We start from the raw sequence: 25,846 nt of genomic DNA on the forward strand, positions 1-25,846 counted from the left end.
TCACCTTAATCATCGACCATTGCTTCACGCTGCAGAAAATACCAACGACAAGGATTTGGATATACGATCTGAAGAAGGATTTGAAAAGGTTTACCGTATGCATTCCGAAAAGCTTTGTGCCCTTGCCATCAGTATGGTAGGCGATATTTCATTGGCCGAGAACATTGTCCATGATGTATTTTTATCCATTTGGAACAGAAGGGACCATTTGGTAGTCGAAGGACCAATGGAACATTATTTGACCAGGGCAGTAAAACTAGCAGCAATGGACTCCTTACGAAAAAAGGCCCTTCACCAAAAAAAGTTGGTGCGCCACTTTCAAAACAGGGAAGTCCAAAGCCACTGTACCGAGGAAAGACTCAACTTCGAGAGTCTCCGTCAGCATGTTGGCCTTCTAGTGGGCAAGCTCCCCTCCAAATGCCGTGAAATCTTCCATCTTAGCCGGGAAATGGGCTGGACCAACAGGAAAATAGCCGCTACACTTCTAATTTCTGAAAGGACGGTAGAAGCCCATCTTTATAAGGCCTTAAAATTTTTAAAGAAGAACCTGTCGGAACAACCTTAATCCTTTGATCTTCCACACAGCTCCAAGTCCTGCACAAAATTTTTCTCTGCAAGTAAGTACTAGCCCCCACTTGTACAACTTGTCTATAGTAGCGCAAAATCGACACGTATGAAAATCACTCCGGAACTATTTGAAAAATACCTTGCCGGCCAATGCAGCCGCAAAGAAGAACCGCTGGTGGAGCAATGGTTAAATAATGACAGCCAAGAGCTGCCCCCTGTTTCCAAGGCATTAACCTCGACCATGTCAGCTTCGATTTGGAACAGGCTTGATAAAAACAAAAAATCCCGGTCTACCCAAGACATCTCCCTTCACCAACGTATCATCCGCTATGCGGCAGTAGCCTGTTTTGTACTTGGCTCCTTTTATCTGGGATACTTAGTGAAGCCAGAAACTCCACCAAATTCCTACCAACAGGTGATGGCCCAAGCCATAGATGAAATGCTGTACCTCAGCAGTAGTCCTGAGTCAATTAAAAAAATATCCGCTGACAAATGTGAACTGGTGTTTTACGGAGTGGTGAGGATATATAACAATTCCCATGTTCCAAAACAGGTGGTTTGCGAAGGCAAAACCCTGACCGTGTCACCAGGGAAGGTCTCTTATTACCTAAACACCAAAACTCAGGGCTTCCGGAAGATCACCATCCGATCGGGTGAATTACTGTTCTACGACAAACAACTTAAAAATTCTCCTATTAGCATCTGCGTATAATGACCATACGATATTTCCTTACTATTCTTTTTTTGCTGCAGGCTATCACCAATGGCATGGCCCAGAACCATTCGGCTGTTTTAACCGGGACGGTGTATCAAGAGGATGGCACCCCCTTACCCGGCATCATCATCAAACTGGAAGGGACCCAAATGGGAACCGTTACCGATGAAAACGGACTGTTTTTGCTAAAAGGAATCCCACCGGGAAAACAAACCGTTTCATGTTCGGCCATGGGCTATACTGCCCAAAATAAGGAAGTAACCATCCACGCACATACCAAAACCTCACTTACCTTTTATCTAAAAGAAAATGGCCAACAGCTCAATGAAGTGATCGTTTTCGGCAAATCAGAGGCCACCCTTCTCCGCGAATCTGCAAAGGCCGTAACAGTGGTGGACACCAAAGAGGCCAAACTCCAGACCGCAGACCTGGGAGAAGTCCTCAGCACTGTATCGGGGGTAAACGTCCGAAGATCGGGAGGCCTGGGTTCATCAAACCGCTTTTCCCTGAACGGGCTTACCGATGACCAGATTCGTTTTATGCTGGACGGCATACCGCTGGACATCATGGGATATAGCTCTGGCATTGCCAATGTACCGGTAAACTTGGTTGAGCGAGTAGAAATCTACAAAGGGGTAGTTCCTGTGGACCTGGGAGCGGATGCCCTTGGCGGTGCCGTCAACCTGGTGTCCAACACCAGCATTGACGACAGCAAAGGAGCAGTATCCTACCAAATCGGTTCCTTTGGCACACACCGTCTATCCCTTGAAGGCCAAAGCAACACCAATACAAAAGGCATGTATGTCCGGGGTAGTGGCTACTACGACTATGCCAAAAACAATTACCTGGTAGATGTAGAAGTCGTCGGAGGCGGTGGAAAACTGTACGATGCTACCCTGCCACGTTTTCATGATTCCTACAAAAGCTACGGGCTACGGGGAACGGTAGGCTGGGTAGATCAAGCCTGGGCAGACGAGTTCTCGTTAGAACTGTTTGCCAACCGCACCTATCGCGATATCCAAAACAACAATGTCATGTCCATCGTCTATGGCGAAGTGACCAGCCAAAATGCCAACGAAGGCGCTTTGCTGCGTTATCGCCAAGAGTTAGAGGGGATCAATATCAACTTTGCCGCCGGATACACCTTTGACCAAGTGACCTTTGTCGATACGAGCCGCTATATCTACACCTGGTATGGCGATGTGGTCAGGAATGCAAATGGCGAGCCCAGGGAGCGCTCTCCCGGAGAGCTCGGGCAAGCGACCGACCGCCAAATCTGGGACCATAATACCTATGCCCGCCTTGGCTTGGAGTATCAGCTGGGGCCACAGCACCTTTTACGGTTATCTTCTGCCCCCACCTATGTCTCTCGATCTGGGAACGAAAGGTGGGACGAAGAAAACGAGCTGATCGATCCGCTCAATGAAATAAACACGCTTTTCACTTGGGTAAATGGTCTGGAATATCGCCTCCAATCCACTGACGAACGACTGGAAAACAGTCTCTTTGCCAAACACTACTTCCAAATGGTCCGGGCAGAAGAACCTACCAACACACTTGGGGTGACACGAAATATGGACAGGGAAGCGCATAATTCTGGTTTTGGGAACAGCATGCGTTACCACCTACACCCACAGTGGATGCTCAAGGCCTCCTATGAATGGGCCACGCGTTTGCCGCGTCCCCAAGAAATATTTGGAAACGGTAGATTAATCCTCCCCAACCTGTCCCTGAAACCTGAAAGAAGCCACAATGTGAACCTGGCCATTCATTTTTCAAATCCCCAAGGTTCGCCTGGATCTTGGGAATTTTCACTGAACGGTTTTTTACGAGGTACCGACCAGCTCATTTTACTGCTTGGCAACAACGAGGTATTCAGCTATCAAAATGTGTTTGCAGCCCGCTCAATGGGCGTTGAGGCCAATGCTTTTTGGCAATCAGCCAACGAACGCCTACAGGTTACGGCCAATACTACCGTACAGGACTTCAGGAACCGATCCTCAAAAGGCGACTTTGGTCCCTACGCCGGTGATCGTATTCCAAACCGACCCTATTTCTTCATCAACAACAGTTTTGGCTATAACATCCCAAAACTGCTTTCCAATGAGGGGAACCTGCACCTATTTCTAAAAAACCGCTATGTGCACGAGTTTTATAAGGGATGGGAAAGTGTTGGCCTCAAAAGGTTCAAGGCCATCATTCCGGCACAATTTATCCAGCATGCAGGTGCCACCTACCAAATGCCCTTCAAGGGAATCCAGACCTCACTGACCGCTGAAGCGCATAACCTTACCAATGCTGAAGTCTATGATTTCTTTGGGGTCCAAAAGCCCGGAAGGGCCTATTATCTAAAGCTTACCACGACATTTTAACTATAACTATCCAAATAAATCAATATGAACAAGATGCATTTATCCATGACAAACAAAAAGAACGTGGCCAAACGCTACAAAAATCAGTTTTTCCGTCTTTTTGCGCTATTGCTATCGCTCGCTACTTTTTCCTGTAACGACGATGAGATAGACAACAATGGTAACCAAATCGAGGAAGGAAAAGACCTCTATGCTATATTTTACCGGGTAAACACTCCTGATGGACGGTTGCACTACACCACATTGGTGAATGACCTGATGACCGCTGAGGTAGATCCTTCCAAGGCCATCGAAACCGCTGGTAACGCCCGCTTTTTCGCGCCTGAATCCGAAGGATACTTTACCATCGGCGATCCTGCAGACTATAGTCTTACCCGTTATGACATCACTGAAGACAACGAAATATGGGAAGGCCAGAAGTTTTCCATGGCCAATGAAGGGGTCACCGATCTTCAGAACCGTAATATCTTCCTGAGCGAAACCAAAGCCTATTACATAGATTATACTCAAGGCCAGATCATCGTTTGGAATCCTGAAGAAATGGTAATCACCAAATCGTTTGACCTTCCTGAGCAATTGCGAGACGGCTATCAGGGTTATTGGACCGCAATGCCTTTTGACGAATTCCAAATTGTCGGCAACCGCCTTTATATTCCTGTAGGATGGCTTAACTGGGACAATGAAACCTACCTGGACAAAACAGGACTTGCCATTGTCGATATAGAAAACGATGCCATGATTTCCTATTCAGAAGACGACCGATGTCCCATGGCGGTTATGCCGGCCATCATGGAGAATGGAGATGCCTACTACGGCACCAGTTATTACCTTCCATTTGCCACACCTTCAAGGGAAAAGGAAGATTGCGGCTGTATCTTAAAAGTTGAGGCTGGCGCCGATGGCTTCGACCAGGACTATGATCCCAATTATATGGACCAAATAGATGGTTACCGTGTAGGCATCTCATTGGGCAAGTCTCCCAAGGAAAACCACGGTTATGTGAGGGTATTGGATACCGATAAATTGGCTTGGTCTCCAGAACTGGACGGAAGGGACTACTATGGCTTGAGCTGGTTTACCTATGAAATCAACCTTCCAGAGCAAACGGTCGTAGGCAAAACCGACCTACCGTATGCAGGATCGTATGTGGGCTCCCCTTATTTTATCGATGGACAAAACTATGGCAGTATCCAGAATGAAGATGGAAACTCCACCATCATCAATTATGCCCCTGATGGTTCCTATACAGAAGGCATCACCCTGCCCGGCTCATTAATGGGAATCCAAAAAGTGAGGTAAGCTCCCCTCTTTTTTGAGACCATCAAAGAAATGAACATTAATCAATAGATGAAAACCAAAAAAATCATCGGCAAGATTCACCTCTGGCTCGGATTGACTTCCGGGCTGGTGGTGTTTATTGTTGCCATAACAGGCTGCCTTTGGGTCTTTCAGGACGAAATCCGGCCATTGGTTTATCAGAAAAGGCTGTTTATCGAACCACCTGCCGACGCTGACCGTCTGCCTTTGACCAAGCTAATAATAACTGCTGAAGAAGCATTGGGCAACCAATATGACCGAGAAAGGGCCTACTACCCTACCGCTCCCGATGAAACGGTTTATATCCAATTCAGAAAATTCAACAACGGAGAAGATAAGACTGTATGGTGGTACGGTGATTATATTGACTACTATTATAAAGTATTTTTGAACCCATACACCGGTAAAATTGTAACGATAGAAAACACCAAATGGGAATTTTTCAATGTGGTCCTGTGGATGCATTTCACCCTCTTACTGCCCTATACCATCGGACACACAATAGTAGGATATGGCATTTTGGTTTTTGTCATCATGCTCATTACGGGACTGGTGCTTTGGTGGCCCAAAAATCGACCAGCCGCCAAGCAGCGGTTTTGGTTCCGGTGGAAACCAACTACCCGATGGAAAAGGAAAAATTATGACCTCCACAATATCCTTGGCTTTTATACCATGATCTTCGCCCTGGTCATTGCCATTACGGGCCTGGTATGGTCCTTTGAGTGGGTGGAACAGGGCATCCAGTGGATCGCAAACGGAGGAAAAACCGTAAAACATGAACGTGGTCACGCCCCTATTGAGATCAGTGATGCGGATACTGGACAAGCCCTCGATACCATCATCGCCGAAATGTTTAACCGTCATCCGGATGCCTGTTATTTTTATATTCGTTTTCCCCGAAAACCGGATAGTCACCTGTCCATTAATGCCACCATGGGCTACCATGGTTATGGAAACTATATCCGCTACCAGATCAATCCCTATTCCGGCCAGGTGATCGAGGAGCACCGTTTCGAAAACCTGAGTACGGGCGAGAAGGTGGCTGAACTTAACTACCCCATCCATGTGGGCAGCATCCTTGGAATCCCAGGAAAAGTTCTGGCCTTTTTGGTCAGCTTAGTGGCTGCCAGCTTTCCAGTGACCGGTTTCCTTATTTGGTGGGGAAGGGTTCGCAAAAAAAGGCAAAAGCCAGTAAAAGTGAAAAAAGCCCAATTAAAACCCACTCGCCCTAACCATTTCATGGCCAGCGTAAGGGGGAGGGATCACTGACTTCCGCTCAACTATCATTAGCTTTTAAACTAAGGTTACTACTTCATTAAACTACCATTTTACCTTCCCCCTGATTTTCACTAATAGAAATTTCGATTTGCTTATTTAATATAGGCCAACCAAATCCTTAGGGACTCATTTTTCTGATAAAAGCATGGGAAGCGGGACCTCCATATAAGGTGACGATCTTTTCGGGCTTTTCTTTGAAAAACTCATCTACGGCCAATCGAACACCACTATTTATCTTATGAAGCTTAAAGGCTCGAGTCTGCTCATTGGCATCCTTAGGATCAAAATAGTCCATAAATACACACATCCCGCCTACCGACAAACGCTGATAAACATGAGGTAAGCAAGACAAGATCAAGGCCTTGTGGGCCATGGGGTCATCACCACATCCACAGTCAATATGTGCAAAGGAAATCTCCGCGGGCAATTGATCGGGAATGGTGTCCTGAAAATAACCCTTGTGTACTTCGGGAAGCTGCAAACCTGCATGTTGGAAATTACGCTTTAACAAGGATAAAACATCCCCTTTTTCGGTAAATTTGGTCTCAAAGCTATCATAAACATGGAATTTTTTCCTATTGTCAAATAATGTATTTACTTGTTGGAAAAGCAGTGCACACTGCCCGGTAAAAGTCCCAACCTCTACTATATCGCCCTTCACTTCCTCCTGCAGGACACGGATAAGGAGATGGAATAAATTTATACGCTGCTCTAAACTGCACATATCCCTTCGCGTATCGAAATGATGGGTAAGGCGAAGTCCAATCCTCTTCAGTACTTTGTTTGCAAATAGTAGAGGAGCATTAATCGCCTCCCTTCTGCTGAATGGGGGCTGGCTTACAAATAGGTTATTCATGAATTCTGGGTTTAAACAAGTTCCCCGCATTCTGCACGAAAATTATCGGGGGTGGGTGACTTTATTCATAAGTTACCTTTTTCGCCCATTAATCCAATCATAATCAACCCTTTAATATCAAAAAAACCACCACAAGAATAATTTATTCTGATCAAGGGCATCATGTAATGTCTTATACCAGGTTTAGGAAGATATTGGGGCAAAATCGTCCAAAAGACCAATAGCGGCAATACATTTCTCATCGATAAGGTGCCAAAAAAGGGAGCGGGTACCTAATGGACCCGCTCCCTGAAGTTTAATAATGGGGATTTTGTTCTGCCAACTCTGGCCCCACCATATCTATATAGCTCTGGGGGATGGGGAAATACTCATGCTTCCCTTCCACAAAAACAGCATTCATCAAATGTGACCTGATCTGCTTTTCCTCCTCTAGGTAATCGCTCATCCTTTCGGCGGCGACGCCCCACCTGACCAGGTCAAAGAAACGATGACCTTCCATGGCCAGTTCCAGCCTTCTTTCCAACCGTACCAACTCCACTGCCTCATTGGCATCGGTCCAAGGCTGGTCGTAAATGGCCACACGATAGTTATCAGCAGGCTCACCACTTTCCAACCTGGTCACCACCTGACTGCCGGCAGCCCGACCACGGACCTCATTGACGGTTATCCTTGCTCCCTCCAGGTCTCCCAGTGCCACCTGGGCTTCCGCCTTCCATAGCAGCAGGTCAGCATAGCGAATAATGTAATAATTCAGTGCACTGATGTAGGGCCATGTATCGGTATTTAAATTTGAAAGCGCAGAAACGATGCGTTTCTTTGGCCCATAAGGACCATATGTAGCCAAATCCCGCGCCCATGAGGCCTCATACAGAATATCAAGGTCTAGGTATGGAATTCCCGGCCTTCCGACGGTATGGTCTAGCCTGGGATCGCTGAAATCCCCCGCGTCCAATGTCCCTGCGTCCACCGGAAAACCTTCTGCATTGGTCTCAAAAGCATTGATCAGGTTTTGGCTGGGCCTATGAAAGCCATATTGGGAATAATACGGGCCACCGGGTGCAGAAAGCCTATCGCCAATGCTGCCGTTATAGTTGCTTGGCTCACCGTCATTTACCGAATGCTGTACGGCAAAAATTATTTCTGCGCTGTTGTCATTTTCCGGCAAAAACACATCCCTGAAATTGGGCAGCAAGGAATATTTCCCTGAAGCGATCACTTCATTGGCCGCATCCAAACACGCCTGCCACTTTTCCTGAAAGGCATAGGTCTTGGCCAAATAGGCCTTGGCAGTAAACTTGTTGGGACGGCCGGCATCATCCTGGTGCTCGGGTAAACGGTCGTAGGCCGCATTAAAATCATCGGCTATCTTGGCCCATAGTTCCTCATCGGTCAGTGCTTTATTGCCTACATAATAATCCTCCACCGTTTCTGCCTGCTCATCGATGTAGGGAACATTGTTATAGATTTTCTTCAGTTCAAAATAGAAATGTCCCCGTAAAAACCGAAGCTCACCTTCGCGGACCTCCTTCAGCTGTGGATCAAAAGACACGCTGCTTTGCAGCAACCTCAGCGCATAATTGGCACGTTTCACCCCCTCATACAGGGCCAGCCATTTTCTGTTTACATCCGTGATGGTGGGGTTGGTATTGAAGATCTCCATTTGGTGGATCTGGTTTTGGTCCCCTGTCCCACCTCCACCTTTATAGGCATCATCAGACATGGCATCGCCAAAACTCCAGTTGGAAGCCGGGGAGTTAAATGCACTGGAAGCACCGTCAAACTGGCCGTTCAGGATACTGTAAGCGGCAATGATCGCCCGCTCGATATTTTGGGGCTTGCTCATCTCACCCGGAGCGACCTCGCCATAGGGCACTTCTTCCAGGTATTCGGATTGACAGGCCGAAGTACCAAGTGCTAGCGCTGCCACGGCCATGTACATAATATTTTTAGCTGATCTTAATTTCATGGTTTGGTCAAGTTAAAATTTCACATTAAACCCAAGTGTAAACGTTCTTGAAGGAGGGTAAACGCCCCTGTCCACGCCAATGTCCAGGTTACGGTTGTTTGACGTGTAATTTTGAAGGCCAATTTCCGGTGTCATGCCCGAATAACCGGTAATCGTAAACACATTCGACGCTTGGCCATACACCCGTAGCTCTATTCCCTCAAGCATACTTTGTGGGAAGGAATAGCCCAATTGTAGGTTGTTCAATTTGAAATAACTGGCATTTTCCAGGTAATAGGAAGACGGCCTGATGTTTTCGTTTTTATCATCAAGGGACAACCGCGGAATGTCCGTGTCGGTATTCTCCGGTGTCCATGCATCCAATACTTTACTGGATTTGTTGTATGCCGATTGGTTAAAGAACAGGGTCTTGTATTTGGTCAGGTTATAGATCTGCTGACCAAAGGCCCCATTAAAAAACAGCGCCAGGTCAAATCCCTTATAGTAGAAATTGGTGTTAAACCCGATAATGGCCTTCGGGTGTGGAGAGCCAATGGCCTTTCTATCGTTAGCATCCAGTACCCCATCACCATTGACATCCCTGAACTTTAGGTCACCGGGCTGGGCCTCTGGCTGCGCTCCATGGTTGGCAATTTCCTCTTCGGACTGGAAAATCCCCATGGACTCATACCCGAAAAAGGTCCCGATAGGCTGCCCTACCATGGTACGGGAGATTTCCTGGCCGAAGTTCACACTGTGCAGGGAAGATCCCGGGATCCCCAAGTAATCGGTACCATCCGCCAATTCCAGCAGTTCATTTTTATAGAAGGAGTAGTTCAGCCCCACTGAGTAAAAGACCTCTCCCGCACTTCCGTTGTACTTGGTTCCGATCTCAAAACCACGGTTCCTCATTTTCCCGCCATTGATCCAAGTGCCGTCATTGGTCCCGCCATATGTGGGAGGAATGGGAGCATAAATCAACAGGTTATCGGTGACCTTGTTGTAATAATCGGCACTTACCTGCAGGCGCTCATCAAACATCGCCAGGTCAACACCAACTCCACTCTGCGTGGTAACTTCCCAGTTCAGGCCCGGATTGGCCACCCTGGTCTCCACCAATCCGATGGCCACACTTTCCTGGCTTCCATCAATGGCATAATTGGAATAGGTAATATTGTTCTGGAAACTTGCCAAGGTAGAGTATGAAGGAACCTGCTGGTTACCGGCCTGTCCCCAGCTGGCGCGGAGTTTCAGCTCGTTGACCTTATCGCCCAAATCCACAAAATCCTCATTGCTGATCCTCCATCCCGCACTGAAGGCAGGAAAAATGTCCCATTTGTTGTTTTCTAAACGTGAAGAACCGTCGTTTCTCAGGGTAGCCGAGATGAGGTACTTATCCTTCCAATTATAGTTTACCTTACCAAAGAAGGACAGCAGGTTCCATTTACTGGCATAACCTGAATTTCGCTGATTGGTGGTTCCGTAGTCCAGGTAGTGGAAGTTGTCATCTTCATAAAGGAACTCCTGGCGGGAGGCGCTTTTATATTCATAATAATTTTCGATCGATTCCTGACCCAGCAGCACGTCCAAGGTCCCTTCACCGATTTGCCTGGAATAATTCAGGGTATTGGTCCATGCCATTTGGTAGTAGAAGGAATTGTTGTCCGAAAGGCTGTTTACGGCATTTTGGGACAGGATTTCATCGTAGACGGGTGAAAATGCCCGCTGAAAGTAATTCTCATAGTCCATTCCAAGGTTGGTACGGAAATGAAGCCCTTCCATCAGCTTTGCCTCTGCAAAGACATTCCCCATTAGCTTGATACGGTTCTTGGTATTGTCCTTTCTGCGGTAAAGGTTGCCCAAGGGATTACCGATATCATTGATGGGATTTCCGCCAAAATTGCCGTTGATGTCCTTCACCGGTACGATGGAAGGAAACTGAAAAGCATCATAAACGATACTTCCCAAAGAGGTGTTCACCCCAACGTCGTTGGTCCTGGTCAGGGATGCATTGAAGTTTTCGCCCACTTTCAGGAAATCCTTCACCTTATAATCCGAATTGAACCTTGCTGAAAAACGGTCAAACCCCGTATGTTTGATGACCCCTTCTTTGTTAAAATACCCCAAGGTCATCACATGGCTGCCCTGGTCTCCACCTTTGGACAGGGTCAGGTTATAGGATTGTACCGGGGCCGTTTGGAAAATTTCATTTACCCAATCCACATCTGCGGACCGAATGGTCTGCGCATCATCCAGCCATTCAGGGATCACCGGGCCGTTGGGATCTGAGCCATATACGTCACTGGCGGGCGCCTTGCCATCGTTCTCCGAAGCCTGCCAAAGCATGTCCCCGTATTCTTGGGCAGATAGCATCCGGGGAAGGTTAAAAGCCTGTTGCACCCCGGCATAGGCATCAAACGTTATGCTGGTCTCTTCAGAACGGCCTTTTTTGGTCGTGATGATCACCACGCCGTTGGCAGCCCTTGAACCATAAATAGAGGACGCAGCCGCGTCTTTCAACACCTGAAAGGACTCAATATCCTGTGGATTGATCGTGTTGAGGCCATTGGTCACGGGCGTGCCATCAATGATATACAGTGGATCATTGTTATTTACTGTGCCAAATCCCCGGATACGGACCGTGACATTTCCGCCGGGGCCATTATCGGAAAGCACCTGTACACCGGGTGCCCTGCCCGCCAGCATGTTTTCCACACTCGCTGACGGCAAGGTCTTCATTTCGTCCACATTGACCACCGACACCGAACCTGTCAGGTCTTTCTTCTTCTGGCTGTCATAGCCCAGCACGACCACCTCTTCCAGCAGTCCCTCTTCTTCACGTAGGTAGATGGTCAGGGAAGTCTGAGAACCCAATGTGATGGTCTTTGCCTCATAGCCCAAAAAGGACACTTCCAAAGCGGTGGCATCGTCGGGCACACGAATGGAAAAGTTTCCCTCCAGGTCTGTTACCGTCCCCACAGAAGTCCCCTGTGCAATGACCGTAGCTCCTATGATGGGTTCATTTCGCTGTGCATCCAATACTTGCCCCTTGATTTCTTTTTCCACTTCCTCTGTGACCGCCATCGCGGGCTTGGGGACATCCACGGCGGTAACGTAAATGTTCTTTTCCACCCTTTTGAACTGAAAATCACATTGTTCGGTAATGGCTTTAAGCACGGTACGCAAATCAGCATCCATTTCCAGCGTGATTTGCTCCTTGGAAAAGTTAACAGCCTGATTATAGGCAAATTCCAAATCAGTCTGTTTTTCCAGCATCTGTAGCACTTCGGTAAGGGAGCGGCTTTGGGCCTGTAGGCTCACCTGGTAATCCGAAAGGTTTTGACTATTGGACGGGTTGGCGAACAGGACTTGCATAAAAAGCACCTGCACGACAAAAACCCGAAATGTGTGTTTACTTATTAGCACAATTCGTTTGCGTAAATTAATTTTCATAATTTTAGATATTAAATTCTCAAAATCACCGGGGGCTTTTCCTGGCGTGGCCAGGCTGTTGGCGCAGTCTGGCCTATTTTTCTACGGGTGTTCAGGATGATTTTTCACATAGGCAGGGATGGTTAGGAATTTCTACATGATTGGTATTCGATCGTTATACTGTTGTCTTCGTTTCGCTGGTATTCAAAATCAACCAATAGCTGAAGGCCGCTCAAAATAAAGTTCAGCCCGTTGTTTTCATAAGAAGCCTTGATCATACAGCTTCCTTTCTGGTAGTTTTTTAAGGTCACTTCAGTGTGGTAATAGCGTTCAAGTGTCTGGACCACCTCCTCAAAAGGCACCATATCAAAATCCAACCTGCCCGATTTCCAGCCGATCACCTGGTCGGCATCAAACGGCCCCTTCTTCAGGGAAGCAGTAGTTTCTTGGTAAAATGCCGCTTCGTCCGGCACCAAATGGACCGCTTGTCCCGGGGATCCTTTTACGGCAACTTGGACCTTACCGGATTTGACAGTCACCATTTCACGCTCGCCACGATAGGCATTTACGTTAAAGCTCGTTCCCAACACCTTGGTCTGCAGACCACCGGAGCGGACCAAAAATGGCCGCAGGCTGTCCCGTGTCACCTCAAAAAAGGCCTCTCCATCCAACTTCACCAAGCGCTGGCCGTCATCAAAGTTTTCGGGATAGATCAGGGTGGTATTGACGTTGAGCTGCACTACACTTCCGTCAGGGAGGGTGATCCTTGCCCGCTGGTTGGCATCGGTGGACTTGACGATAAGCGCTTGCTGGGGAGTGGCATCTCCTGACAAGGTCCAGAAGCCCCACCCTGCCGTGACCAACACCACAAAAACGGCGGCTATTTTCAGCCATTGCCGTACCAGGACAGCCTTCTGTCTTGCCGGCACTTGGATGGAGGCCGTGATTTTACGGTGAATGCTACGTTTTACCCGTTCTTCCATACCCTCATCCCAACGGAACCCCGGTTGACGTTCACCAAGGAGGTTCCACACCTCCTCGATCAGCTTGTCTTCCTTGTCACTGGTCCTCCCCTCCTTTTGGCGCTGCAGCAACTCCTTGAATGCTTCCTTGTTCATTGGTTTCTCTGGTGCTTTTGCAAGACAGTACCTTAGGACCGGAAAAATACTTAGTCGAAAAAACAGGCTTAATAAAAACTTAACTTAAACGTTTTAGTGATAAAGTAAAATTAACATAAAGGCATACAATTGTCCCATATCCGTCTTAAGGGATTTCAGGGCTTTCTGTAAATGTGCTTCCACTGTCCTGCGTGAAATGTTAAGGGCAGCAGCTATTTCTTTGGCCGTATATCCTTCCTTTTTGTTCAGGTAAAAAACCTCTTTACATTTTGGGGGAAGCTGCTCGATCCGTTTTTCCAGCAGGTCGTAAATCGCGGTGATATCAGGTTGGTCCCCTTCATCGACAAACAGGTCCTTTTGTTCGACATCCTCCCATCCAATATTCCATTTTTGGTTTCGGATGGTATTGGCCACTTGGTACTTGACCGCTCTAAAAAAATAACCGGAAAGGTGTCGGATTTCCCTTTGGGGAGCATTTTCCCAGAGTTGCACAAACACTTCCTGGACCACATCTTCAGCTTGCTCCCGATCTTGCAGCATCTTGAAGGCATATTCAAACAAGCGCTTCCAATACCTATCAAACAATCGGTCAAAGGCAAGGTGATCACCTTGCCTTACTTTTTGAAATAACTGGTCATCGCTGTACAACTCCATAGGGGAATAGAATATGACCAAAAAAACGCAAAGGTCTTTTTAGAAGCGAAAAAATCGGATTAAGGTTTGATTAAATTATAAAGGAAAACTTATAAAAACAGTAAGTCATAAGCCGTCTAATTGCAATACCTTGAATTACCGATAAAGTTCTAGTTATAAAATATATTTTTTCATTGACAATATCTATGAAATTTATTGATGGATGGTTAGTTGGTATTAATGATTTAGAATACTTTTGTATTAATTTAAACTTAATCTAAATAACTAAATAAAAGAAAGCCACGCAGCTGCCACTGCATGACCTTCCAAAACACTACTTCTTAATTCTCCAATTAAAAAGCTATGCAATATAAAAAAATATTGTTGACAGGGTGGTTCCTTGCCTTTTTTTGCTGCCTACTACATGCGCAGCAACAGGTAAAAATAACCGGCAGGGTCACTGACACATCCGGAGAACCACTGCCAGGGGTCTTGATTCGGGAGACCACCTCAAAGAAAGGTACCGTCAGCAACGCCAATGGGGTGTTTGATTTTTCGGGACAACCGGATCAGGCATACACTTTAGTATTTACAATTCTGGGTTTTGAGCCGCACCGGGAAACCTTCACCTTAAGGGCCAATCACCCCAATTTGAAAATCACCCTATCCGAATCCCAACATGACCTTTCGGAAGTAACCGTAACCGGCAAATCCATCATTCAGGAGATTGAGGAAAAGGCATTTAATGTGGATGTCATCGATGCCAAAAAACTGTATAACACCAACCTGGATCTTGGACATGCCTTGGACAGAGTGTCCGGCATTCGGGTAAGGGAATCCGGTGGGGTAGGTTCCAATATGAACCTTTCACTGAACGGTTTTACGGGAAGACAAGTGAAGATTTTCATTGACGGAATCCCCATGGACAATTTCGGTTCATCTTTTCAGCTCAACAATATCCCCATCAATCTGGCCGAAAGGATCGAAGTGTATAAAGGGGTGGTTCCGGTCAGCCTTGGAGCGGATGCGCTTGGCGGTGCCATTAACATCGTCACCAGAAAATCTGTCAAAAGCTTTCTAGATGCTTCATATTCCTATGGGTCCTTCAATACGCACCGAACTGCCATTAACACCGCCTATGTGGCTCCATCAGGATTTACCGTTGAAATGAATGCTTTCCAAAACTATTCGGACAATGACTATAAAGTCACCGTAGATGTGGCCGACATCAATACCGGCCAATATTATCCCCAGCAAACGGTAAGGCGCTTCAATGACCGATACCATAATGAAACCCTCATCACCCAGATAGGTGTGCAGAACAAGCCCTTTGCAGACCGTCTGCTTTTTGGGATTACCTTGGGCAAAATGTACAAGGAAATCCAGACAGGAGCAAGACTGGTAAGTGTCTTTGGGGACTGGCACCGCAAAGGCGACATTATTATGCCCACGCTCAAATACCAAAAGACAGACCTCTTTACCAAAGGACTTAATGTAACCTTGAATGCCAACTATAACCTGGGCACAGAACAAAACATTGACACGGTACACCGAAGGTACAATTGGTTCCAACAATACCGGGAATACGACACCCCAGGCGGTGAACGGAGTTATTCCATGTACAAATACCAAAACAACAATGCGGTAGGGTCTTTCGCCGCAGATTATAGCATTAGCGAAGCGCATACCCTTTCCCTAAGCAACACCTTCAATTCCTTTAGCCGACAAGGAAGCGACCCATTGTTTCCCGATCAGGACCGTTACCAGCAGCCTCGGGAGACCATAAAAAATATCCTTGGCTTAGGTTATCGCTATCAGCCCAATTCTGATGTTAGCGTTTCAGTCTTTGGGAAACAATATTACCAATCAAATTATTTTGCAAAGGCCTATAATCCTACCGGGGATTACGGGGATGTGGCCTATATCAATACACGGGAAAACTTCAATTACACCGGATATGGACTGGCTGCCACTTATTTTGTCAACCCTAATGTCCAACTTAAGGCATCTGCAGAAAAAACCTATAGGCTTCCGGAGGCCCAAGAGCTTTTCGGGGACATGGTCAACCTAGAAGGTAACGTAAGCCTAAAACCAGAAAGCAGCCATAACTATAACTTGGGCATTTCCTATAACAAAATATGGACTCCAGATCAACGCTTAGAGGTCGATGCCAACCTGCTTTATCGTGATGCCAGGGACTTTATCCGTGCCCGACTGAACACCAACCAATCCATGCAGGTAATGGATAATCTCTTCAATGTGACCAATGCTGGTTTTGAAATGGATGTAAGGTATTTTCATAACCGGAACTTCACTGCAGGAGCAAACCTGACCTATCAAAACCTCCGGAACAACACGAAATTTGACGAAGGACAAACGGTGGAAAGCGTGGTATATAGGGATCGCATCCCTAATATGCCCTACCTTTTCGGCAATGCCAATGCTTCCTACACCATCAATGACGTCGTGGCAAAAGGTAAAGATATGGTCATTGGCTATAATCTACTGTACGTCCATAGCTTCTATTTGTATTGGCCAAGCTTGGGAAGTGACAAACTTGATATTCCCAAGCAAATCAGCCATGATGTTAATGTCACCTACACCTTTGGCAAAAACAACCGCTTCCAGTTTACTGCAGAATGCAGGAACCTATTGGACAGCAAACTATATGATAATTTCAGCCTGCAAAAGCCAGGACGGAATTTCAGCGGAAAAATCAGATACTTCATTTATTAATTACCAAAAATCATGAGAACGAAATTGAACTCTTGGCTGGGAGCCGCAGTGCTCGCAGCCCTTACCTTAACGGGATGTACCAACGACGGCGGGCCTGAGCGTCCAGCGGGGAATGTGTCGGAGAGATTTGTCATTGCTTCCACACCTACAGCTTCAGATGCTGTTGCTGATTACCTTCTGACGGCAGAATCCCTTACTTCTGGCACCATCAGCACCGTTGGGAACGGGATCGAACAAGACGGAACTTACCGGTATTATATCACCATCAACAACAAGTTTTTCAGTTTGCTTTACGGGCAGGGAAACCCTGGCGCCGTAACCACATATCAACTGAACAGCCAAGGCCAATTGGCAAAACTGTCCGACTTCCAAGCAGAAACAGTTCAGGCTTTTGCTGAAATTGATAACGATCTATTGATGATGAAAATCCCTAGATCCGGTGCTGAAGATGCTACATGGTACCAAATGGACACCGATTTGCTCCAAATCACCAACGATGGCCTGACCAATATCGTAGATGTGGCCAATAATGGCGAAAGGGCCCACTTTACTTGGCTTACCCAAGTGGGAGATAAGGTCTTTGCCCCTTATATGAGCATTAAGGGATGTTGTGATGACAATTTTGGCACCAATAATCCTGACAGTGCCTGGGTGGCCGTTTATAACTATCCATCCATGGAATTGGAAAAAGTCATTAAGGACAACCGGATCAGCTATATCGGACGCTACTTTACAGAAGGCCTTACCGAAGTGGAAAATGGAGATGTTTATGCATTCTCCTCTGGGGTGGCCACTACCAACGGAGAAGCATCTTCTACCCTCCCTTCTGCATTCGTGAGAATCCAAGCGGGAGAAACCGAATTTGACCAAAGTTACTATTTTAATATTGAAGAGGTGGCCGATGGCTACCATGTCACCGATAAAACCTACTTGGGCGATGGCAAATTTGCCGTAAATATGCACCACGAAAAGGGTACCGATGCCACAGGCTCAAGACTAGGTATCGTCAATGTCTATGAAGAATCCTTCAAATGGGTAACCGGTACTCCTGCCCCAGAAAGTGTCCTAAGAGTTACCACTAACAATTATTCCCTGATGGACGGCAACACCGCTTACATCGGCTTCACTACAGCGGAAGGAAGCTGGGTATATGAAGTAGACGCTGAAACGGCCACGGCTACCCAAGGCCTTAAAGTAGAAGGCGGCACCATCACTGCTATCAGCAAATTGGATGTTGCTGAATAAATAACATTTTCATGCTGCCAGAAAGGGAAACCGCTCCTTTCTGGCAGTTTTTTCCCGCACTCATCACTCCTTTAGCCTGGTACCTTATGAAACCAACGAACTCTAACAAAAAAACAAAGAAAAACCGCTCGTTGTTTTATCGAGTATCTGCGTGGCTGCATCTTTGGTTAGGTTTGGTATCCGGTATCGTGGTGGTCATCATCAGTTTGACCGCTGCCCTGTTGACATTTGAAGAGGAAATCCGCCTAGTGCTGGAAGCCCCTCATGAAAAAGTCACCAAAACAGCAGGGCAAAAGCTTTTACCTCCCTCCCAGCTGGCTGCTGTGGTAAAGGAAAAATTTGGATGGTCATCAGTATATGGTGTAATGTACAGAGGTGAAGGCCGCAGCGCCATGATCCCCTACTATAAGGACCGATCAAACTACCAGCAGGCACTGGTCAATCCCTATACCGGGGAAGTGCTGCACAATAGAAAGCTAAATGATGATTTTTTCAGGTTTATGCTGATGGGACATTACCAGCTCTGGCTTCCCAGACCAATAGGCAAGCCTGTTGTGGCCTACAGCACATTGATTTTTGTCATCACCCTGATCACTGGCCTGGTGCTTTGGTGGCCAAAAAAATGGACACGCGCGACCAAAAATGCCAGTTTTAAGGTAAAATGGCCCGCCACACCAAAGCGGTTCAACTATGACCTTCATAATGTAGTAGGTTTCTATTCACTATTGATTGCATTGGTCCTGGCCCTTACGGGAATGATCTATGGCATGGAGTGGTTCAGGAACACCTCGTTTTGGATAGCTTCTGGTGGTGAAACAGAGGTATTTGAACGCATGCATTCGGACACCACACTTGCCACACCAAAAGGGCAAGTAGATGAAGATGTCCTGGTAACCAATCTACTTGAAAGCGGACTGGATCCTGCGCAAAACCGCTTCAGCATTTTCTATCCACGGGGGAAATCCGGGGTATGGAACTTACAGGTAAACCCTAGCCTCATCAACACCTTTGAAAGGCGTAGCTACTACTTTGAACAGGGTAGCTTGGAGCTGTTGAAGAAGGATCCGGAATTTTCAGAGGCTAACGGTGGAGACCAATTGATGAAGCTTAACTATGACCTCCACCTTGGTCTGATTGGCGGCATTTGGACCAAGATCATTGCATTCTTGGTGTGCATCATCTCTGCCAGTCTGCCCATCACCGGTTTTATCATCTGGTGGGGAAAGAAAAAGCGGAAAAGCAAGGCAAAGCCCAAACAAAAAGCGCTGCAGAAAAGAAGAATCCCCGTTCCAGCGTAATGGTCATATGATCGATTAAAAAATGATTTTGCCCCCAGCTCCACAAGCAAGCGAAACACTACTTTTTCAACTATGACTTTAATAACAACTATATAATAAGTTTATTATTTATTAAATTGGTATAAACCTACAACCAATTTAATACTACTATGCTGTCAAGATTTTTTATACCCCTTGCTATTGTTGTTTTCATACTATCCTGCAGGGAAAAGAGGACCCCTCAGCAGGTGCTCGATCAAGCCAGGACAATGATGGCCAACCGTGAAGGAATTCAGCATAGATCCACCTACCACTGGGAAAATGCGCTAAACGAAATGGACACGTTCCAGTATGATATCCAGCTAGTGCGGCATCAGAATGACTATTTTGATTTTAATTACATCACACAAGGGGCAAATTCTGACGTAGTTTATATCAACAATGATCTTAAAATCATAAACCATAGCGACAGCACTGTTGAAAACTTTCTTCCCAACCAATTAGAAGATAATAAAGACCGGATTTGTAAAACGATGGCATTGGCTTTTAACCCTGTTTTGCTATTGCAGCAGAAGGAATGGTCATACGCAAAAGACACTATTGTTAAAGGAACCATTTTTCATGACTTTTACCTTGTCCAAATGGACACTACCATTGGTGAAAAAGAAATTTATCTGGAGCGGCATCTTTTCATCAATCCGGCCACCAAAACCCCCGGTTTTTTCTCCAATAGATTGTACCATAATGGCAGCAGGTCACAAGTTATCCATGCCTATTTTTCTGGCTATGATTTTCAGGCCCCAAATGAAGCACTCGCTTACCTTCCTCCGAGCAACTATGTTTCCAAATCTAGTCAGGACAAAAAAACTGAAAAACGCATCATGCTAAAGGCTGGGGATGTGGCTCCAGACTTTGAACTGCCCACCCTTGATGGGCAAACCATCAAATTATCGGACATGAAAGGTCAAAAAGTCCTCCTTGATTTTTCCATGATCAATTGCGGCTGGTGCGGCATAGCACTGGACAATTTCAACAAACCGGGATTCACCTTCAAATCCAACATCAAGCCAATCTATCTCAACCCAGTGGACACAAAAGAAGACATGAAAAAATACGCGGCCATCAAAAACATCGATTTTCCGGTCGTCCCAGAAGCAAAGGCTGTAGGAAAGGCATACGGCGTAAGTGGCTATCCTTCCTTCTTTCTCATCGATGAAAAAGGCATCATCGAAAAAGCATTTGCCGGCTTTGACAAAGAAACCATATTAGAATTTTCTCACTAAATCGAATTGTATATATTTCAATAATCCACAAAGAACTATTTTTACCCTATATGAATACGGGTATCACAGATGAAAAAACAGACCATCGAAAACTGCCTATACCTACATTTTTATGCCTCAAACAAACATCCAATCGGCTCCGTAATCAATTTACCCTTTCCTCTAGAAATAGCATTGGCCATTTATAGCATGGTGAAATTACGGCGTAAAAACGCACTTCAAACATACAATAAACCTTATCATGCACACCACATTGAAGGATATTTGTTAAATAAATTTTTTATAGTTATTTAACACTTATAAAAATACTATTTTACCCAAAACAGATATTTAATACCTGTAAAAAACCAACGTTGATTCCACAGTGAAAACCCATAAACATATCATCCAGCACAATGCCAAATTACTGCAACTCCAATTAAAGCTCGCAAAAAGTAGCTGTGGTTTTATTGGAATCATTAAGGAAAACAGCCTAAACCTACTGGCTGTGGCCAACCTGGATGAAGATACAATTGGCCTGCATGAAAAGCATATCATTGGCCTTATCCAGCAGTCCGAAAAAACATGTGTAGTCCCCCTATCTATCAATAAGGGAAAGATCCATTCCCAGGAGGGCATCATCTCTCCATTTTATATTGACCAAAAAGGGACGAAAGGGGCTGTTTTTCTGCTTGACTGCATGGGGGACGCCCCTGATGCTGCTACATTGGAAGAAATTGGCATTCTCGGTGAGACATTTGCAGAAAAGTACTTTTCTGAGCCGTCATTGGAAGGCACACATTATGCTGAAACCCAATTTAAAGATTTCTTCGAAAACTCCATGGGCCTCATGTGTGCCCATGACCTCCAGGGCAATTTCCTAATGGCCAATAAGGCAAGTGCCCATAGTCTCGGCTATCATAAAAACGAGATGATCGGAAAATCACTCTACGATGTCATCCCTACCCAACAGCACGATTCGCTAGAGCAATACCTCCAATACGTCAAGCATTATGGAAAGAGCCAGGGGAGCATGCGGATCCAGCATGTGAATGGATCTGTAAGAATCTGGCTTTACAGTAATATCCTTCTGAAAGACCAGGCTGGGAATCCATATGTACTGGGCAATGCACTGGACATCACCGAACGTCACCAACTAGAACGTGAATATAATAGGCTGAAGGAAATGCTTGAACAGACCAATAGCGTTGCCCGTGTCGGTGGCTGGGAAGCGGACCTTAAGCATAATACCATATTCTGGTCAAAGGTCACCCGTGAAATTCATGGAGTCTCTGACGACTTCATTCCCACTACCGAGAAAGCCATCGGGTTTTACAAAGAGGGGAAGCACCGTAATGCCATCCAAGAAGCGTTCGAGAATGCCATCAACAAAAAAGAGCCTTATGACCTGGAACTTATCCTGGTCACCGCTGGAGGTAAGGAAGTATGGACGCGGGTCATTGGTAAGCCGGATTTTGTCGATGGGGAATGCGCTCGGATCTTTGGCACATTTCAGGACATCACGGCCCATAAGGAGGCAGAGTTGGAAATTATCAGATCCAAAAAACTACTCGAGGATGTCCAAAATGCCTCTTCTGAGATCAGCATGATTGCCACTGATACAGAAGGTACCATTAGTCTATTTAACAAAGGAGCTGAAAAAATGCTGGGGTACTCAGCAGAGGAAATGATCGGGAAACAGAGCCCTGCCACCATCCATGATCCCGAAGAGGTAAAGGAAAGAGGACAGGAACTGAGTGAAAAATACCATCAAAAAATCAGCGGGTTCAAGGCGTTTACCTTCCTCTCGGAGCTCGAAGGTGCTGAGGAAAGAGAATGGACCTATATTCGCAAAGACGGCACCAAGCTTTTTGTTTCCCTGGCGGTAACGGCCATGCGAAATGAAGAAGGGAAAATCACAGGATACCTTGGCATGGCCACAGACATCACTGAGCGAAAAGAAGCGGAGAAGGCCCTCATCGTAGAAAAAGCCCGTCTCAATGCCTTTGTGACCCATGCCCCTGCCGCCGTTGCCATGTTTGACAGAAACATTCGGTACATCGCCTACAGTAATAGGTGGATTGAAGATTATCAGCTTCAAGGTCAGGAGATCAAAGGAAAATCCCACTACGAAGTATTCGGGAATATATCAGAAGTATGGAAGGACATCCACCAGCGCTGCCTACAGGGCGAGGTAATCAGCAATGAAGAAGACCGTGGTCGTCCGGATGGTTGGGAACATGACCAATTTCTGCGGTGGGAAGTCCGCCCATGGCACCAGTATGACGGCAGCATCGGAGGGATCATGATGCTTACCCAGGACATCACTGAAGCCTGTCTGCAACGGGACGAACTAAAAAAAGCAAAAGTACTGGCCGAGCAGGCCAGCAAGGCCAAATCCGAATTTCTTGCCAACATGAGCCATGAAATCCGAACACCGCTGAACGGTGTAATTGGTTTTACGGACCTGGTATTGAAAACGGACCTCTCTGAAACACAGGCGCAATACCTTTCCATCGTCAATCAATCCGGCAATGCGCTGCTCAATATCATCAATGACATTCTGGACTTCTCCAAAATAGAAGCGGGTAAGCTGGAACTGGACATCGACAAATGCGATCTCTATGAACTCACTGACCAGGCCAGTGACATCATCACCTATGAGGTACATAAAAAAGGCCTTGAAATGCTACTGAATATCCACCCTGACATTCCTAGATACATTTGGGTGGACAGTGTACGGCTGAAACAGATCTTGGTGAACTTACTTGGAAATGCTTCCAAATTCACTGAATCAGGAGAAATAGAGCTCCAGCTGTTGCCTATTTCGCCATTGAATGAGGCAAATGAGATCACCATACGGTTTTCTGTAAGAGATACGGGAATAGGTATCAAAGAGGAAAAACAAAGTAAAATATTTGATGCATTTTCCCAAGAAGATGTCAGCACCACCAAAAAATATGGCGGCACGGGACTGGGACTAACCATTTCTAACAGGCTGCTCCAGCTGATGGACAGCGGCCTGAAACTTGAAAGTAAAGTAGGTAAAGGAAGTACGTTTTTCTTTGATCTAACGGTAACATCCGAACAAGGGGAAGCCGTTTCTACTGAAGAAGACATCAATATCCAACGGGTCTTGATTGTCGATGACAATGACAACAACAGAATGATCCTAGAGCGCATGATGTCGCTCCGTGGCATCGAAACCGTCCTTGCCAAAAGTGGATTTGAAGCCATCCAGAAGCTGGTGGAAGAAGACACATTTGACGTGGTCTTAATGGACTATCACATGCCCTATATGAATGGCATCGAAACCATCCGCAAAATCAGGGAGATTATCGAACACCAACCCATTATCTTCCTGCACAGTTCTGCGGATGATGACCGAATCCTAAAAGCCTGTAAAGAACTTGGCGTGAGAAAAAAACTCGTGAAGCCCATAAAATTGCAGGAAATGTACAATGCCCTGCTTACCATTAACAGGAAGCAGGACCACCAAAAGAACACAAAAGCCAGTAAAAGCCAACACTACTTTCCGGAAGGCACCAGTGTGCTTGTCGTAGAAGATAATAGTATCAATATGCTATTGGCAAAGACGGTCATCAACAACCTTTCACCCACTACCAAGATCATAGAAGCGGCCAATGGACTGGAAGCCCTAGAAGTGATCAAAACAGAAACCCCGGATATAATATTCATGGATGTACAAATGCCCGAGATGAATGGATATGAAGCCACTCGAGAAATCCGAAGTAAGTACAACAAACACAATATACTGATCATTGCCCTGACGGCCGGGAACATCAAAGGTGAAAGGGAAAAGTGCTTGCAAGCAGGCATGAATGACTTTATCGCCAAGCCTTTTGTAGAGGATGATATCATCAATCTTCTTAAAAAGTGGGAGATCAATAAGGAAAATGACAGTTTAACCAGCAATAGATCCCCCGTCCATAGTGTTTCCCAGCAGAAATTTGATCTGGAAAAATTCCAGTCAGTACTCGGCTTTCCAGATCTAAACAGTGAAATGTTTCAAGTGATTCTCAAATCAGGTAAAGCGGAATTGGAAAAATCAAAAATACAGCTCGAGGAAATACTTCTCTCAAAAGGTGATGGACTTTCTGCTGCTGCCCATAAGGTCTATAGTACGGCCAGTGCCATGTACCTGACCAACCTTTCCCTACTTTCCTCCAGGATGGAAACAAGAGAAAATTATGATTATACAGATCCTGACCTAAGGCGGGAAGTCCAGGTGATCTTACAGGAAATAAATGAAGTATTGCGGGAAATTGAAAAACACATTATTACGTAAAAAAAGCTATAACCAGGATCAATGTCCCGGCTATAGTCAGGGAAATCGCTTTTAGATGAGCGACTGCGTATTCCACTAGCTACGCCATCCTAACAGTGACTTTGTCCCCGATATCCACCGGGGCAGGCTATTCCGATCCCGATACATCGGGAAGCAATCCCTTATTCAAAATTGAGATCCCTCCTCAAGTCGGGATGACAACGAATTAGAAATTGTGATTTATACAACATTTTTTTAAAAGGGATTTCCCTTCGGCTATAGTGTGCTTTTAAAGCGGTTCCGATTAATTGATCAGGGTGATAAGTCAACTTTTCATCTCACTCCTTTTACGTGTTTGTTAATCAATCAGAGGTTAGTTTAACAATTGATTTTTATTATTGGTCTTTTGTAGATATTGCGCAGCAAGGCACTACAGCAAACATCTGAAATTGCTTCCAGGAATCTCTTACATGATGAAGGACGTTAGGATACAAATCGATATCAATCCCTGGGATCTGGCAATATTTCTGGGGGATGAGAGATTTCTAGGTGGTCACAGTAATCATATTTCTCTTTGATATAGCAATAGGAATGCTAGCTCCAGCATAAAAAAATCAGCGCAAATCTTATTAATCTGCGCCATCTGCGTGCTATCGGAACCGCCCCTAATCCCCCAACTTTCCCCTTGACCCAATTCCAGCACTACCTGGGCCCATCCAACCTTCGAGGGACCAACATTCATAATAAGGAGAAATAAATCATTAGCATACCAAATCCCTAAGGTGACCTCCATCTGATTTCAAGA

Annotated in this window: 15 protein-coding genes; 10 read left to right on the top strand and 5 right to left on the bottom strand. The window is 45.9% G+C overall.

Annotated features, from left to right (window positions below; genetic code table 11):
• Positions 1 to 19: 19 nt before the first annotated feature.
• From FKX85_RS20805 to FKX85_RS20825, 5 genes are all read left to right on the top strand, one after another.
• Positions 20 to 565 (top strand): RNA polymerase sigma-70 factor, encoded by a 546-nt coding sequence (locus tag FKX85_RS20805; RefSeq protein WP_141616550.1) that lies wholly within the window; start codon positions 20 to 22, stop codon positions 563 to 565.
• 108 nt (positions 566 to 673) lie between these two features.
• Positions 674 to 1,279 carry a hypothetical protein gene (locus FKX85_RS20810; protein WP_141616551.1) on the top strand — a complete coding sequence of 202 codons (606 nt, stop codon included), beginning with the start codon at positions 674 to 676 and terminating at the stop codon, positions 1,277 to 1,279.
• Positions 1,279 to 3,654 (top strand): TonB-dependent receptor, encoded by a 2,376-nt coding sequence (locus FKX85_RS20815; protein ID WP_141616552.1) that lies wholly within the window; start codon positions 1,279 to 1,281, stop codon positions 3,652 to 3,654. Before FKX85_RS20810 ends, FKX85_RS20815 begins: the two co-directional genes overlap by 1 nt.
• Before the next feature lie 45 nt (positions 3,655 to 3,699).
• A complete protein-coding gene (locus FKX85_RS20820) occupies positions 3,700 to 4,953 on the top strand; it encodes a hypothetical protein (RefSeq protein ID WP_168196316.1) in 1,254 nt (417 codons plus the stop codon).
• A gap of 48 nt (positions 4,954 to 5,001) precedes the next feature.
• On the top strand, positions 5,002 to 6,240 hold the full coding sequence (locus FKX85_RS20825) for a PepSY-associated TM helix domain-containing protein (protein ID WP_141616554.1): 1,239 nt from the start codon (positions 5,002 to 5,004) through the stop codon (positions 6,238 to 6,240).
• Between the two features lie 127 nt (positions 6,241 to 6,367).
• Here the strand turns inward: FKX85_RS20825 and FKX85_RS20830 are convergent, their stop codons facing one another.
• The 5 genes from FKX85_RS20830 to FKX85_RS20850 all read right to left on the bottom strand — a co-directional run bounded on the left by FKX85_RS20830 (position 6,368) and on the right by FKX85_RS20850 (position 14,254).
• Positions 6,368 to 7,105, bottom strand: coding sequence for a TylF/MycF/NovP-related O-methyltransferase (locus FKX85_RS20830; protein ID WP_141616555.1), 738 nt, complete (start codon positions 7,103 to 7,105; stop codon positions 6,368 to 6,370).
• A gap of 295 nt (positions 7,106 to 7,400) precedes the next feature.
• Complete coding sequence (locus FKX85_RS20835) at positions 7,401 to 9,071, bottom strand: RagB/SusD family nutrient uptake outer membrane protein (protein WP_141616556.1); 1,671 nt, start codon at positions 9,069 to 9,071, stop codon at positions 7,401 to 7,403.
• A 12-nt stretch (positions 9,072 to 9,083) separates the two neighbouring features.
• Positions 9,084 to 12,503, bottom strand: coding sequence for a SusC/RagA family TonB-linked outer membrane protein (locus tag FKX85_RS20840; protein ID WP_141616557.1), 3,420 nt, complete (start codon positions 12,501 to 12,503; stop codon positions 9,084 to 9,086).
• A gap of 122 nt (positions 12,504 to 12,625) precedes the next feature.
• Positions 12,626 to 13,600: a FecR family protein gene (locus FKX85_RS20845; RefSeq protein WP_141616558.1), complete on the bottom strand. Its 975-nt coding sequence runs from the start codon at positions 13,598 to 13,600 to the stop codon at positions 12,626 to 12,628.
• A 93-nt stretch (positions 13,601 to 13,693) separates the two neighbouring features.
• Complete coding sequence (locus FKX85_RS20850) at positions 13,694 to 14,254, bottom strand: RNA polymerase sigma factor (protein WP_141616559.1); 561 nt, start codon at positions 14,252 to 14,254, stop codon at positions 13,694 to 13,696.
• 342 nt (positions 14,255 to 14,596) lie between these two features.
• Between FKX85_RS20850 and FKX85_RS20855 the strand changes: the two genes are divergently transcribed.
• The 5 genes from FKX85_RS20855 to FKX85_RS20875 all read left to right on the top strand — a co-directional run bounded on the left by FKX85_RS20855 (position 14,597) and on the right by FKX85_RS20875 (position 25,062).
• On the top strand, positions 14,597 to 16,969 hold the full coding sequence (locus tag FKX85_RS20855; RefSeq protein ID WP_141616560.1) for a TonB-dependent receptor: 2,373 nt from the start codon (positions 14,597 to 14,599) through the stop codon (positions 16,967 to 16,969).
• Positions 16,970 to 16,981: 12 nt separating this feature from the next.
• The gene (locus tag FKX85_RS20860) at positions 16,982 to 18,214 is read left to right on the top strand and encodes a DUF4374 domain-containing protein (RefSeq protein WP_141616561.1); all 1,233 of its coding nucleotides are present in this window, start codon (positions 16,982 to 16,984) and stop codon (positions 18,212 to 18,214) included.
• A gap of 86 nt (positions 18,215 to 18,300) precedes the next feature.
• Positions 18,301 to 19,512 (top strand): PepSY-associated TM helix domain-containing protein, encoded by a 1,212-nt coding sequence (locus tag FKX85_RS20865; protein WP_141616562.1) that lies wholly within the window; start codon positions 18,301 to 18,303, stop codon positions 19,510 to 19,512.
• Between the two features lie 248 nt (positions 19,513 to 19,760).
• A complete protein-coding gene (locus FKX85_RS21955; protein WP_168196317.1) occupies positions 19,761 to 20,774 on the top strand; it encodes a peroxiredoxin family protein in 1,014 nt (337 codons plus the stop codon).
• 364 nt (positions 20,775 to 21,138) lie between these two features.
• On the top strand, positions 21,139 to 25,062 hold the full coding sequence (locus FKX85_RS20875; protein WP_141616564.1) for a PAS domain-containing hybrid sensor histidine kinase/response regulator: 3,924 nt from the start codon (positions 21,139 to 21,141) through the stop codon (positions 25,060 to 25,062).
• Positions 25,063 to 25,846: the final 784 nt, after the last annotated feature.

The organism is Echinicola soli (genome assembly GCF_006575665.1).
Lineage (GTDB): Bacteria > Bacteroidota > Bacteroidia > Cytophagales > Cyclobacteriaceae > Echinicola > Echinicola soli.